The following is a 14,568-nucleotide window of genomic DNA, read 5'->3' on the forward strand; positions in this document are numbered from 1 at the left end:
TTGTTTCCGGCTAATTTCACTATAGTAGATTTTTCGTGAAATTTGTTAGGATTTACCGAATGTATATACATTCATTACCAAGTTTACTTCACATTCATACTGGCTTAACAATCAACGTCTTAAAATAGCTCGAACAGGGCTTGCATCCGAATCTGCTAACGGAAGAGGCAGAGCGATGAGTTCATAGACACCCTCTTCAACCTCATCTAGTATGACACTTTCGAGAATATGGATATCGTGATTCAGTAGACTGTGATGGGACGCCAAATCTTTTGAATCGAGTTGATCAACAGATGGTACGTCCACTCCGATGAGTCTAATCCCATTTTCTTTTAAAAATGGCGCTAATTCTGGTGAGAGATACGTAATAGACTCAGGAAATTGACTGCGGTCTTTCCAAGAACTTGTCTTGATCAACAACCGCTCCACATTACTTAAATCATAGCCTTTGAGGTCATCAGGTGTAATCGACTCCCTGTTTTCCAAATGGACGACGAGCGCATCACCAACATAGAGTTCTGGTTGTAGATCGAGCATTCTTTTTCCATCGTCATCAAAATGGTACGGCGCATCTACATGCGTTCCGGTATGTGTACTTAAGCTGAGGTTACCGACATTTACAGAGCCTGTTTCCTCTTTTGTCCAGTTGAGCTTGAACGTAAATGGCGTATCACCCGGCCAAGTCGGAACGCCATCCTTCAATGGCTGCGATATATCCCAAATCTTCAACTCCAATTCCCCCTCGACTCGCTTATGCGTCTTCTTTTTTACCTAACGCAAACATAATTTCCGCTTCACAAGCTACTTCTCCATCGACTGTTGCAACAGCTTTCCCTTTACCCATCGATCCGCGAACGCGTGTCAGTTCGACTTCTAGGCGTAGCTGGTCTCCTGGGCGTACTTGTCTTTTAAAACGGCAGCTGTCAATACCTGCAAAGAATGCAAGACGTCCGCGATTTTCTTCTTTTATCAATAACGCAACTGCACCAACTTGAGCGAGCGCTTCTACGATTAGAACACCAGGCATAACAGGGTATTCAGGAAAATGTCCGTTGAAAAACTCCTCATTTGCAGAGACATTCTTCAGTCCGATTGCTCGCTTACCCTCTTCTACTTCAGTAATTTGATCCACAAGTAAAAATGGATAACGGTGCGGAATAATTTCCTTAATTTCATCAATATTCAACATATATGTATCCTCCTATAGTTAACTCTTTTTCCTAATGATAGCATAATTCATTGTTGGAGAAGAAATTGATATGAAGTACCTGTAGGTGATTTTTCATATGAACATAACTGAACATAATTTCTAAACAAAGTGTATTTATGTATAAAAACCCTTTCAATTGATGGTGCTTTACTATTCAGTATAAATGTCTCTCTCTATATGCTCTAACAAATTAGAAATTTCATTTAAATATTTAACTTGTTCCTTTAATTGTAGCCCAATGTACAATAACACAAAAAATAATGCTATTAATAAAACAAAGTAGAAAATATCTTTTATCTTCACATTATCACTCCCCTATTAGCTTAACTGTTAATGTCAACGTTCTAAGTCAGCACTTGTTTATAATACACATAAATGTAAATGATTTCTATAACGGTCTGATTCATAGTATAAATTAAATTCTTATTTGTTTTCCTATGATTTGACGGTCTTTTCGGATCAAATCTTTGCCCTTTCTAAACAGTTGTAGGGATTCGCTTATGTACATTGTGAGGAACAAGCTCTGACCCCAATAGAAAACCCAGATGTACGCTAAATTTAGGGTACATCTGGGTTTATAGAATGGATCAGTTTTCCTTTTTAACTAAATCTACAATATGTTGCCATGTGTCTTTGCTGAAGGCGTCTTTCACGTTTCCGTCTCCGATGACGCTGAAGCCGATTGCGAGTCCTGCAGCGAGACAGAGAATGAAAATGAGAACAATGATAATAAGGCGTAGCCAAATTGGGATGACACGCACACGAAGCTTTAGGCTCTCTTCGTTCTTCATCTCTTCTCTAGAAGGGGCATCCGCTTTTTTCTTACTCGCTTTATATTGTTCTCTTGATGTCGATTGTCCGTTGGAACCTGAATTATTCTGAACCATAATAACTCCTTATTCATCCTACTTATCGTATCGAATTCACAAGTCCCATCATTTGATCAGCCATTGTAACGGCCTTAGCGTTCATCTGATAAGAGCGTTGTGTGGTTAAGAGCTGTGTCATTTCGTGAGAAACATCAACATTGGATTGTTCCAATGCACCTTGCTGTATGAAGCCGTCTCTACCTTGGACTCGAATAAGCGCCTGATCAAGCTGAGTGCCAGGCTCAACGCGATAACGGTTATCTCCAGTCGATTCTAGTAGTTGCGGTCTCGTCACTTCTACTAACGAAAGTCTGCCTGCATTTACGATCGTTTGGTCTGGCATTGTCACCTGAACCGCTCCATCTGATCCGATGTTTATCGAGCTAAATCCTGCTGGTACGGTGATCGGTCCATTTTCTCCAACTAAGCGATCTCCATTGGCGGCAGTCATTTGCAATTCATTCGGGTTTCCTTCTACTGGTGTTACGTAAAAAGACCCCTCTCTAGTATATTCAACGATTTCCTCACCATTTTCAAGAGTTTTTCGCACTTGGAACATCATATTCGGGTTTAATAGCGCAATATCCAACGAACGACCGGTATCTACAACTGTACCTTGTTCCATTCGTAGTACCGTTCCCGTTACTCTAGCACCATTCCCTAATCGGATGTTGTTAGGCGTTAACCTACCTACTTCTTTATTCTGATTAGGTTGGTTATTCATTTCTTGTGTGAGCAAATCAGAAAATTGTACGTTACGTCGTTTGTATCCATATGTATTACTGTTCGATAAGTTATTTGAAATCGTGTCTAACTGTCTTTGGAGCTGCCCCATTGAAACAGATGCAGTAATCATCGATCGATTCATTATTCTACCTCCTTGAAGTCCATATGTTTTAGCCTAAGCGTCCAATTTCATTAGATGATTTTTCCATCGTCCGATCATACGCTTGCAAAACTTTCTGGTTCGCTTCAAAAGTTCGGTAAGCGTTCAACATTTCAACCGTCGTCTGCTCTACATCAACGTTGGAGCGTTCTACGAAACCTTGCTTCAGTTGGTAGGAAACATCGGGGTTTCCTATCGCGCTACCGAATCCAGCCTCTTCTTCCAATCTGAAAAGTCCGTTGCCTTCTTTTTCTAGTAAATTAGGATTCTCAACTAAAGCAACGTTCACTTGTGCATTAGCCTGAGGTATGAAGCCATTTGAATCCATTTCAAAATCGGATCCTCCAACTACAATCCTGTTTCCATTTGTATCGAGTACAAAGTCCCCATTAGATGTAACGAGATTGCCGTTCGCATCAACAGAAAAATTTCCATTCCGGGTCATTCGGAGGTCTCCCGCTTCATTTTGTACGGTAAAAAAGAGAGCACCTTGCGTTCCGGTTTCTTCATCTGTAGGTACAGCACCTTGGAGTAGAGCAACATCTAAGCGATTTCCAGTTTCCTGAATGTCCCCTTGTTTAAACTTCGGCAAGGCTTCTTGCATATAAACGGCAGTTGCAAGCGTTCCTAGCTGCTTTTTAGTAGGGACTGAATGGTCTCCCATGTTCGTCTCACCTAATCGACTCATCAGCATTTGCGGAAAAGCCCGAAGTGAAGCTTGATCTGCCTTGTATCCTGGCGTATTCACATTTGCTAGATTGTTCGTTAACAAGTCCTGACGTCTTTGCTGGGCAATCATTCCGGAAGCTGCTGTGTAAAATCCTCGAAACATGCTGCTCTCCTCCTATGTTTTTTACATTGGGCTTGTTGATTTTCGCTTTGGGTACTCGCTTTCCGCGGGCGGTTCGGGAGCCCCCTACTTGCACAAAGGATGTACTAGTTTCGCCGTTCACCACAGGACGTGGCTGCACTTAGTCGAACGTCCTAATTGTTAGACGAAGATCATAAATCCCTTATGCGGGGTCTCCCCTGACCCGCTTTTCCCGCAGGAGTCTCGTACCCACGTCTTCAATCAAAATTCTAAAATCTATTAATAACCGTACTGTTTGAACATCCTCTTAAAAGCTTGTCCACGATTGTTCTATTTGATAGATTCAATTCATATATTTATGATAACTTCTGTTTTGGTAACTTATCAATGTGTTCTAGCATTAATCCTGTTCCTCTAGCGACACACGTCATCGGCTCGTCGGCTACGTGGACAGGTACTTTCAATTCTTCTGAGAAAAGTTCAGCAATACCGTGCATAAGCGCACCACCACCCGTTAGGATAATGCCGCGATCAATAATATCTGCTGAAAGTTCAGGCGGCGTTTTTTCAAGAACGCTTTTCGCCGTCATGACAACCGAGTAAATCGATTCTTGAAGTGCTTCTTCTATCTCTGAAGAACGGATCGTAATATTACGCGGGAGACCGCTTACCATGTCCCGACCACGAATGTCCATCTCTTCATTTCGAGAACCAGGGAATACGGTTGCTACTTGCATCTTAATGCTTTCAGAAGTACGTTCACCGATTAACAACTTATACTTCTGCTTAATGTATTGTAAAATGTCTTGGTCGAACTTGTCCCCTGCAACTTTAATCGAAGAGGCGGTGACGATATCGCCCATGGAAAGCACGGCAACATCAGTTGTTCCACCGCCTATATCAACGACCATATTTCCATACGGCTGGAATATATCCATGCCCGCACCAATTGCAGCAACTTTCGGCTCCTCTTCAAGAATGACATATTTGCCTCCACTTTTCTGAGCAGCTTCACGTATTGCCTTTTGTTCGACCGTAGTAATGTTCGTCGGCGTACAAATTAAGATCCTCGGCTTTGAGACTAATCCCCTCACGTTGATCTTTTCTAGAAAATATCTAAGCATGGCTTCTGTTCCTTCAAAGTCAGCGATGACGCCATCCTTCAAAGGTCTAGTCGCAACGATATTTCCTGGCGTTCGGCCGACCATTCTACGTGCTTCTTCTCCAACTTCTATTACGCGGTCCGTATTTTTATCAATAGCTACGACGGATGGCTCATCAAGGACAATCCCCCGTCCTTTCACGTAAATGAGTACATTCGCCGTACCCAGATCAATTCCAACATCCCTTGAAAACATCTGGTAAATCCCCCTATATCAGACTAGTTCTATTGTTAGATCGAATTGTTAAATTTATGTAGTTCATCCATTATTATAGTTTACCATAGTTTGTGTTGAATAGGGGTATAATTTGTCAAAAAATAGTACCTAATCACTACCCAGAAATTAATTGACCACCTTTTCGGTCGATTTTTTGTATTTTTCCCGGGTTGCCTCTCCACCTCTAAGATGTCGTACCGATTTATGGTACTCTAAGATCTCCTTTACACTGTTGGCTAGCTCCGGGTTAATTTCAGGTAATCGTTCCGTTAAATCTTTGTGGACAGTACTTTTAGAAACACCGAATTCTTTCGCGATCATACGAACGGTTTTTCTTGTCTCCACGATATACCTGCCTATCTTGATGGTTCGTTCTTTGATGTAATCGTGCACACCACTCGCCTCCCTAAATTGGATGTAAGAGGTGCGATATGAGACTTCAATATCTAGGCTGCGAAATGTTTAATTGTCATTTCCCCCTAAGAATGAATGACCTGCTAAGCTCGCACGCAGCTGTACTTAGACTTCTCATCGCGTTCCCCTAATGTTCGTTTTGTAACATTTTATTATTAGGAATGAGGTTATATACCTAAAAGTCAAGTGGGACAAGGGAATTTGTTTACTTTTTATTGGAAGGTTGTTTTGGTTGTTTAAAAGGAGCATTCTAAAACCCAAGTCCCACATGGGTTTATGATCATTGATCAACACGATTTGTGACCTTACATCGAAAAGTTTATTTTCTGAAGTATCTGACTTTTTATTATTCCAATCATGATTATTTTCCTAAAAAAGCTTGTAAATGATGTTGGTAAAAATTTGGACAATCAGCTACGGTCACGATTCATGATTGTCATGCACTCTAGTCCACCTGACAGTGTATGAGGAAATATTTTGATTTCTAGGACTTTTCGACAGTATTAGTGGTTTTATTGTCTTGATATGGGGAATCCAATAGTGTACGCTGAAAGTGTTAGAATTTTCTAAATAATATTAATGGGAAGGGGCCATTGAATGTTTAAGACATATGAAATAGAATCTTTCTTTGATGAGATGCTCCAGGAAATCGGAAGGCCGCGTAGTCATTATCAAACACTTTATGATCGATTGTCGGACCTTCCCGATGAAGAATTGAAGACACGTCATGAAGCTGCTCAACAAAATTTCCTCAGACAGGGCATTACGTTTACTGTCTACAACGATAATCAAGGCTCTGAGCGAACGATCCCTTTCGACTTCGTGCCTAACATTATCCCGAAGGATGAATGGAAGAAGCTTGAAGAAGGATTGATCCAGAGGGTTAAAGCATTGAATCTCTTTCTAGATGATATATACAATGACCAGCAAATCTTAAAGGACGGGCTCATCCCTCGCGAACTCGTCGTCACATGTAACCACTTCTATCCTCAAGTTGCGAAAATCAAAGTTCCACGCCGGAATCACATCTTTATGGCTGGGATCGATCTTGTAAAGGATGACAACGGAGAATTCCGTGTCCTTGAGGATAATTTACGGAATCCGTCAGGACTTTCCTATGTGTTCCAAAACCGTTACGTCATGCGGCACATTTTCTCTGACTTTTTCCATGACTATGAAGTTCAGTCTCTCGAAAACCAGTTTACTCACATACATGAAGCACTATCCTCCATTGCTCCAAACGGGGTAAGTAACCCTAACATTGTACTCCTCACACCAGGGATTTATAACTCTGCTTATTTTGATCATAGTTTCATAGCTCAACAGTTAGGCATCGAGTTAGTTGAAGGTCGGGATTTACTCATTCGAGATCGGGTCGTCTATATGAAAACGACACGTGGATTGAAACGGGTGGACGTCATTTACAGACGTATTGATGATGATTTCCTTGATCCACTAGAATTCCGTCCAGATTCAATGCTTGGTGTCCCGGGTCTCATAGATGCTTATCGTGCTGGAAACGTAACGATCAGCAACGGTATTGGAAACGGGGTTGCTGATGATAAGGCGATCTATCATTATGTGCCGAACATGATCCGCTACTACCTCGGGGAAGAACCGATGATTAAGAATGTAGAGACATACTTTTTGCGTGATGAAGAACAGCGAAACTATGTCCTTGAAAACTTAGATAAACTTGTCGTGAAGCAAACAGATGGTTCGGGTGGATACAACCTGTTAATTGGTCCACATGCTTCACAAGAAGAACGCGATGCCTACCGCGTGCAAATTGAGAAAAATCCGAACAACTACATTGCCCAACCGATGATCAAGTTGTCCCGCCTTCCTGTCTTTAGAGGGGAAAAATTTTCGGGCTGTCACATTGACCTTCGCGCCTACATCTTTAATGGTGAGAAGCCACATGTCTTTCCAGGCGGATTGACAAGGGTTGCATTAAAGGAAGGTTCTATGGTCGTCAATTCTTCACAAGGAGGCGGCGGCAAAGACACATGGGTGATGACCGAATAATGAGGAGGGACAAGCATGCTAAGTAGAGTATCGAATTCACTTTATTGGATGTCACGTAATATTGAGCGTGCCGAGAATACGGCCCGCCTAATTTCTGTACGTCTGATTGGCAGTATTGAGCATAAAGAAAATCACTGGGATGAACTCGTTTCGATCGTAGGGGCAAATGAAGATTTCGAAAAACAATTTGATCGGTATGATGCAAAGTCTGTTATGGATTTCATGTCCTTTTCGAGTGAGAATGCAAATTCGATTTTAAATTGTGTAAAATTAGCCCGAGAAGATGCGCGTGCGATTCGCGAAATCATCCCTCAAGAGCTATGGGAAATGATCAACGCCTTCTATTGGGAGGTTAAACAGTATAAACATGAAAATTGGTCGCCTGAAACGATTGATGATTTTTATCAAATGATCATTAGACAATCGGCATTGTTCCAAGGCATGGTTGAAGCGACACTTTCATTTGATGAAGCTTACCTTTTTATCAAAATGGCGAAGTTCATTGAGCGTGCCGAAAAGACGTCTCGGATTTTGAATATTTATTATTACCGCTCAGAAGATCCTGAACATAACGACCCTTCGCTATATCGGCATTGGTTTGCAGTGCTTCAATCCGTCAGTGGGCATGAGGCTTACTTGAAAAAGCATCATCCATTCATTACTGGAGAGCGGGTCATTGAATTTTTGTTATTTGATGAGTCTTTCCCGAGGTCGATTCGATATTGCGTGGATCAGGTGTATCAAGTCTTTCAGAAGCTTGAACAAGGAAAAATTGAGCACTATTCAGAGGAGCTTCTAGAGTTGATTGCAAAAATGAGGCACAGCTTCCAGACGATGACCGTGATTGATGTCATGACCGATGATATTCATCAATTTTTACAGGAATTCCAGTCGAACTGCTTCAAGCTTGGTCGCTTAATCAACAAAACCTACTATTTAGGGGAAGTTGGTGTATGAGATATAAGATCACCCAGCATACACACTACACTTACGAACAACCAGTAAGTCATAGCATTAACCAGTTCCGCTTGAAGCCGATTGATGATCTGAAGCAGGATTGCATGTCATTCGAGAAAATCATTACGCCAGCGGCCCCATCATATGTTCATTACGACTATTGGGGTAACCACGTGGAGACGTTCTATGCTTGGGAAGAACATACGGAGTTGATGTTAGAAACAACCTCTGAGGTAATGATCGACCCTTATGCATTCAAGGATGCGATTTCCTTCAGTTCTCAGATGAATGATGCGATGTTTTCTAGCTCGTTCAGACATCAGTATGCAGAATATTTGATGGCGACAAATTATACGAGTTTACCTGCTGAAGTGTGTAAGGAAGTGACCACACCACTTTGGGAGGAATCAACAAACCCGTTCGATTATGTAAAATTAGTGAATCAATACATTTACGAAACGTTCACGTATGAGCCAGGAACGACTACAGTGAACACGACTGCAGCTGAAGCATTAGAGAATAAGGTTGGGGTCTGTCAGGACTATACACATCTGATGCTAGCGCTGTGCCGCTATAGAGGTATTCCAGCGCGTTATGTAAGTGGATATTTATATATCGGAGAAAATTCCGCTATGCGAGGAGATGCAGCTACACACGCTTGGGTTGAGGTCAAGCTCCCGACAGCTGGATGGGTCGGATTCGATCCTACGAACAATATTGTAGCAAAAGATCAGCACATCCGAATCGCAGTCGGACGAGATTACTCAGACATCGTCCCACTGAAAGGCGTCTATCAAGGTGGCATGCAAAACCTCGATGTAAAAGTGAGTGTACATGCGATTGAAGAAAATATTCCGGTGAAGTAAAGAAAGCGTAGGGGCTGAATGATCGCCCTCACGCTTTTTTGGTGTGTAGAATTAATGCTTTTTCAAGAATTCAAGAATTTCTAGATCAATGTAGCCTCGCTTTTGCTCGCGTTCTTCGAAGTTCTCTTGGTGAATGAGTACACGGAGGGCATCAAGCACCGCTTCTTCACTATGCTCATCACTTCGTTCAACAAAGCCGAGCCGCTCAAGCTGAAAGGTGAGCTCACTGAATATCTCGCCATCAATTTTTACAACATTCTGCTCTTTTGATCGTGAAAAATAAAGCTGATGCAATTCGTGTAGTCGAATCAATTCCATGATCGGTTCATGGTGATCATCTACTCGGAGGTCGATCGCTCTGTCATTGAATCCACCGTATCCGCCTTTCTCTTTAACGATTAAAAGCGCTGCCGACTGCTTTCCTCTGCTGTCTCCTCCAGCCTGCTGACCAGCGTTGAGGGCTGTTAGTAGACGCTCGGCGAGTGTTCCATCAGTCGTTTCAAATGTTGAACCCATTTGCGTGACGGTATCTTGATTGACGAGAATGTTCCCTTGGGCCGCAAAGTTTTTCCCTGTTAATCCACCAGCCCAATCATAACACTCCGATCCAGTAAACGTTGCGGCATTTCCTTTCGCATCGACAATACCAACTTGACGAAGCTCCCGTTCACGATCCTTTTCGGTTAATAGTCTCATTGTTTCTTCAGCGGATTTTCCAGAAGCCATATGCTCGAGGCCTTTTGGTCCATAAGACGTGTTCGCAAATGACTGGGTCGCTACTGCTCCAACCCCCGCCTTTGCCCAAGGGACGACTGACCCCACTCCGATAAACTTGGACTGGACAGCAATACCGATCTCTTCCGTTTCAGGATCATAACCAACAATAGAAAACGTTGCGACTAAATCTTTTGGAATTTTACCTGTGTACATCAAGTCTCCCTCCTTACTATACCCACATAATTCTCGACACCCCCTACTGACACCTTCTTTAAAATTAGCGTTCATTATTGAGGAGTTAAGCACAAGGCGTGGAGTGTCCGGAAATTCATTTTCTGTCCGCCGTATGCTCGTTTGACCGCTACCGCGGATAGTAAGCACCTCTTTCTGTCCGCCGTTTTCCGGTTTGACCTCTACCGCGGATAGAAAGCACCCCTTTCTGTCCGCCGTATGCTCGTTTGACCGCTACCGCGGATAGTAAGCACCTCTTTCTGTCCGCCGTATGCTCGTTTGACCGCTACCGCGGATAGTAAGCACCCCTTTCTGTCCGCCGTATGCCCGTTTGACCGCTACCGCGGATAGTAAGCACCTCTTTCTGTCCGCCGTATGCCCGTTTGACCGCTACCGCGGATAGTAACCACCCCTTTCTGTCCGCCGTATTCCCAATTGATCTCTACCGCGGATAGAAAGAGAACCAAAAGAAAAGCCCTGGACTTTGTCCAGAGCTTTGTAAGTTGATTTTAATCTGACGCGGGTTGAGTTTATGCGCCAGACTTGTCTTCATCCTCAGTTGAGTTCTCATTAGGCGAAGCGTCGTCGTTTTGAGTTTCGTTTGCATCATTTTTTTCAGCTGGGTCAACATCAGCGTTTTCCTCAGCATCTGTTGCATCTGTGTTCGTTTTGTTAGCATCCTGCTTTTGATCAGGAACGTCAGTGACTGACTTGTTGAAGTATTCTTCAGGATTAACTGCTAAGCCATCCTTACGTACTTCAAAGTGTGCATGCACCTTAGATTCCTTATCCAGAAGATTCATTCCAGCATTACCTAGAACATCTCCTTGTTTTACAGTATCGCCTTTTTCCACTTGTAAGTCTGCAAGACTAGAGTAATGTGTCATAACACCATTGTCATGCTCGATGTGAACAACATATCCAAGAAGTGGTTCTTGTGTTGCTTTCACAACTTTACCGCTTAAGCTCGCTTTCACTTCAAATGGCTCACCGCTCTCGGTAGCATAGTTGAGTCCTTTATTCTGGAAGTAGGTATTATTATAGAATACGAGAGCTGCTTCTTGTGCTGCTTCTGATGCTTCACTGTCATAGTACTTCTTTTGTACTTGTACAGCTTTGTCATCGACTGGAGACTTGAACACTTCTGCATCAGCAATTACAGGAACTGAATCTCTTTCATCATATCCGATTGGATCGGCTTCTTCATTTAGCTTGTCCCCAATCGAGTTTTGATACCAAAGAACAGATGCTAGAATTACTGCTGCAAACCCAAGATATACTGCTGGATAAACCCAACGCTTCTTTTTGTACCACTTTGCCTTAAGAGGATTAACTGATTTTTGTTTTTCTTCTTCTCTCATTTAACATCACCTCAGCAACATTGTCGGCACTTTTTTCAAATTATATACATCGGCTGAAATTTTTTCTGAATAATATTTCGACAAACAGGGGAAAGTAACGAGTTGCTAGGCTGGAAGCCGCTTCTTTAACGCTTTAAAATAGGCAATTACATCAGAAAGGCTTAGAGGAAAATCTCCTCTAAGCCCATTTAATATTTCAGTTATTTGTCTTATTTTTGTGCAGTTAGTTTCGCTGTGTATGCTTTGGTGTCGGTAATTTCAACACCGTTATAGTAGTGCTTGACGATTTGTTTGTAGTCTTCACCTTCTTGAGCCATGCCATTTGCGCCGTATTGGCTCATACCGACGCCGTGTCCGTAGCCACGTGTTTGGACGATTACTTGGTCGTCCTTTTTCAAGATTGTAAAGTCAGATGATTTCAAGTTGAGATTGACTCGGATTTCCCGGCCGGTCATCTTTTTTCCGTTAATATCGATTTCATCCACATAGTTACCGGATGTGCGTTTGAGGACCTTACCAACTTCACCATCACCAGTCAGTTTTACCTTAAGCTTTGATTCTACTTCCTCAACGGAAAATTTTTGTTGATAATAATATTTCGGTGAGTCCTTATCCCAAGGGCTTTCTACACTGCGTAAATAAGGGAAAGAGCTTGGATAGTAATCTTCAGAGTTTTGTGTATGACCGTTACTTGTCGAGAAAAATAATGCCTCGATTGGCTTTCCTTCAAATGTGAGAATCTTACCTTCTGTTTCTTTTACGGCTTTTCTGATCTTGTTGATTTTATATTCGTAGTCTTTTCCCCATGCTTTCTTTAAGTGCGCATCACTTTGAAAAACTTGGTGTAGGACTGTGTCTGTTACATCTGCTCCTTCAGGGAGATTCAAATCCGTTTGACTCAACAGCATTTTAATGATGTACGTTCTTGCCGTCAGTGCTTGAGCCTTTAGTGCTTCCATTTCAAAATCCGTTGACATTTCTGATGCGACAACCCCAACAACGTAATCTTCTAGTGGGAGTGTCTCAATGGCTTTTGCTTCTGTTTTATATACAGAAACATCGACTTCGGAATTTAAAACAATCGGCTCATCTGGAATAACGGTGTCGGACTGTGTAGGTTGAGCGATTAATTTGGCTTTGTCATCGAAAGGCAAGACAATCATTGCAGGCAGTAGAAGTATAAGTGCGAGTAAACCAATAATAAGAATGTAGTAGGGCATCCTGTTTCGATTAGACTTCATAAGCAATCCTCCAAAATATGACGGTTTATAGTATAGCTTATGGGCTAGGACAACCATTTAGAACCGGTGACCAACAGATTTCAGCCTCTAAAACCTCACAAACAGCATGTCCCAAAGAATAACACTGCTAAACCTTTTTTTATTTCAGACTGAGTCAGTTTAATCGAACCACTTCTCCCTCACCGCATGTAAAAACGAAAAAACCGTCACCTAGTGTTTGGGTGACGGTTTCACATGATAAATCTAAATATATTATGCCATATTAGGCTTTGCGTTCAATGTTTGGTCGTTTTGTTCATTTGTGATTTCTTCAGTTTCTTCGTTCACACGTTCAACGTCTGCACCTAGTGCGGCTAATTTACCAGAGAAATTAACGTATCCGCGATCTAAATGCTTCAATTCAGTGACACGTGTGTAGCCATCGGCAATTAATCCCGCTAAAATCAATGCTGCTCCTGCACGGAGGTCAGTTGCTGCTACCTCTGCACCTTGAAGCTTTGCTGGTCCGTTCACTACTGCTGAACGTCCTTCAATTTTAATATCACCATTCATACGACGGAATTCTTCCACGTGCATGAAACGATTTTCAAAAACCGTTTCCGTAATAACGCTTGTGCCTTCTGCTGCTAATTGTAAAGCCATCATTTGTGACTGAAGATCAGTAGGGAAACCTGGATGTGGCATCGTCTTGATGTCAACTGGTTTCAATGTTTCAGGTCCGATAATGCGAACACCTTCACTTGTATCAGTGATTGAAACACCCATTTCTTCAAGCTTAGCAACGAGTGGTCTTAAATGCTCCTGTTGCGCATTTGTAATCGTAACGTCACCGCCAGTAATAGCAGCTGCGACCATAAATGTACCAGCTTCAATGCGGTCGGCAATAACTTGGTGGTTAGCACCGTGCATCTCTTCAACACCTTCAATTCGAAGTGTGCCAGTTCCTGCTCCATAAACTTTCGCGCCCATTGCGTTTAAGTAATTTGCAAGACATTCGATTTCAGGTTCTTTTGCTACGTTTTCAATAATACTTGTGCCTTCAGCTAATGCTGCAGCCATCATGATGTTTTCAGTTGCACCTACACTTGGGAAGTCTAAATAGATCTTAGCTCCTTGTAGGCGTCCTTCTTTCTTCGCTTCAATAAATCCGTTTCCGATTTTCACTTCAGCTCCCATAGCTTCAAAGCCTTTAAGATGCTGATCAATCGGTCGAGATCCAATTGCACAACCACCAGGTAATGCAATTCTTGCGACTCCAACTCTAGCTAGCAATGGTCCCATCACTAGGAAAGATGCTCTCATTTTTCGTACATATTCGAACGGCGCTTCCGTTTTCAAAGTACGTGTTGCATCAACCTTGATTTGGTTATTCGCGTAATTAGCGTCTATGTTCAAATGGCGTAATACTTCTTGAATTGTATAAACATCGGCAAGTGCAGGCACCTCCGAAATAGTGCTTGTTCCTTTACTTGCTAAAATCGATGCTGCGATGACAGGCAATACGGCGTTTTTTGCTCCTTCAACTTTTACGGAGCCTTCTAACCGCCTACCACCACGGACGATGATTTTTTCCAAGATATTTCCCCTCCGCGTCCAAT

14 protein-coding genes are annotated in these 14,568 nt (G+C 42.4%); 3 read left to right on the plus strand and 11 right to left on the minus strand.

The window, feature by feature from the left end; translation table 11 throughout:
- Positions 1-111 precede the first annotated feature (111 nt).
- The 7 genes from kynB to spoIIID form a co-directional block, all read right to left on the minus strand.
- Positions 112-729: an arylformamidase gene (gene kynB, locus L2716_RS14110; RefSeq protein ID WP_236337163.1), complete on the minus strand. Its 618-nt coding sequence runs from the start codon at positions 727-729 to the stop codon at positions 112-114.
- A gap of 22 nt (positions 730-751) precedes the next feature.
- Positions 752-1,189, minus strand: a complete 438-nt coding sequence (fabZ, locus tag L2716_RS14115; protein ID WP_236337172.1) for a 3-hydroxyacyl-ACP dehydratase FabZ — start codon at positions 1,187-1,189, stop codon at positions 752-754.
- A 608-nt stretch (positions 1,190-1,797) separates the two neighbouring features.
- Positions 1,798-2,097 (minus strand): DNA-directed RNA polymerase subunit beta, encoded by a 300-nt coding sequence (locus tag L2716_RS14120; protein WP_236337175.1) that lies wholly within the window; start codon positions 2,095-2,097, stop codon positions 1,798-1,800.
- Between the two features lie 22 nt (positions 2,098-2,119).
- The gene (locus L2716_RS14125) at positions 2,120-2,947 is read right to left on the minus strand and encodes a flagellar hook-basal body protein (protein ID WP_236337177.1); all 828 of its coding nucleotides are present in this window, start codon (positions 2,945-2,947) and stop codon (positions 2,120-2,122) included.
- Between the two features lie 28 nt (positions 2,948-2,975).
- The gene (locus L2716_RS14130) at positions 2,976-3,797 is read right to left on the minus strand and encodes a flagellar hook-basal body protein (RefSeq protein ID WP_236337179.1); all 822 of its coding nucleotides are present in this window, start codon (positions 3,795-3,797) and stop codon (positions 2,976-2,978) included.
- A gap of 335 nt (positions 3,798-4,132) precedes the next feature.
- The gene (gene mreB / locus L2716_RS14135; protein ID WP_236337181.1) at positions 4,133-5,134 is read right to left on the minus strand and encodes a rod shape-determining protein; all 1,002 of its coding nucleotides are present in this window, start codon (positions 5,132-5,134) and stop codon (positions 4,133-4,135) included.
- Positions 5,135-5,281: 147 nt separating this feature from the next.
- Positions 5,282-5,548, minus strand: coding sequence for a sporulation transcriptional regulator SpoIIID (spoIIID, locus tag L2716_RS14140; protein WP_221567262.1), 267 nt, complete (start codon positions 5,546-5,548; stop codon positions 5,282-5,284).
- 618 nt (positions 5,549-6,166) lie between these two features.
- Between spoIIID and L2716_RS14145 the strand changes: the two genes are divergently transcribed.
- Genes L2716_RS14145 through L2716_RS14155 form a run of 3 tightly spaced genes read left to right on the plus strand, consistent with a single transcriptional unit; the run spans position 6,167 to position 9,420 of the window.
- On the plus strand, positions 6,167-7,597 hold the full coding sequence (locus L2716_RS14145) for a circularly permuted type 2 ATP-grasp protein (protein WP_236337182.1): 1,431 nt from the start codon (positions 6,167-6,169) through the stop codon (positions 7,595-7,597).
- A 15-nt stretch (positions 7,598-7,612) separates the two neighbouring features.
- A complete protein-coding gene (locus tag L2716_RS14150; RefSeq protein ID WP_236337184.1) occupies positions 7,613-8,554 on the plus strand; it encodes an alpha-E domain-containing protein in 942 nt (313 codons plus the stop codon).
- The gene (locus L2716_RS14155; protein WP_236337193.1) at positions 8,551-9,420 is read left to right on the plus strand and encodes a transglutaminase family protein; all 870 of its coding nucleotides are present in this window, start codon (positions 8,551-8,553) and stop codon (positions 9,418-9,420) included. The genes L2716_RS14150 and L2716_RS14155 overlap by 4 nt, the downstream gene beginning before the upstream one ends.
- 51 nt (positions 9,421-9,471) lie before the next feature.
- On the opposite strand, the gene L2716_RS14160 is transcribed toward L2716_RS14155, so the two are convergent.
- The 4 genes from L2716_RS14160 to murA form a co-directional block, all read right to left on the minus strand.
- Positions 9,472-10,350: a DUF1028 domain-containing protein gene (locus L2716_RS14160; protein ID WP_236337195.1), complete on the minus strand. Its 879-nt coding sequence runs from the start codon at positions 10,348-10,350 to the stop codon at positions 9,472-9,474.
- Between the two features lie 548 nt (positions 10,351-10,898).
- Positions 10,899-11,729 carry a stage II sporulation protein SpoIIQ gene (spoIIQ, locus tag L2716_RS14165; protein WP_236337197.1) on the minus strand — a complete coding sequence of 277 codons (831 nt, stop codon included), beginning with the start codon at positions 11,727-11,729 and terminating at the stop codon, positions 10,899-10,901.
- 209 nt (positions 11,730-11,938) lie between these two features.
- Positions 11,939-12,970 carry a stage II sporulation protein D gene (spoIID, locus tag L2716_RS14170; RefSeq protein WP_236337207.1) on the minus strand — a complete coding sequence of 344 codons (1,032 nt, stop codon included), beginning with the start codon at positions 12,968-12,970 and terminating at the stop codon, positions 11,939-11,941.
- A 252-nt stretch (positions 12,971-13,222) separates the two neighbouring features.
- Positions 13,223-14,545: a UDP-N-acetylglucosamine 1-carboxyvinyltransferase gene (murA, locus tag L2716_RS14175; protein ID WP_236337237.1), complete on the minus strand. Its 1,323-nt coding sequence runs from the start codon at positions 14,543-14,545 to the stop codon at positions 13,223-13,225.
- Positions 14,546-14,568: the final 23 nt, after the last annotated feature.

Origin of the sequence: Pseudalkalibacillus berkeleyi (assembly GCF_021608225.1) — a bacterium.
GTDB lineage: Bacteria > Bacillota > Bacilli > Bacillales > Fictibacillaceae > Pseudalkalibacillus > Pseudalkalibacillus berkeleyi.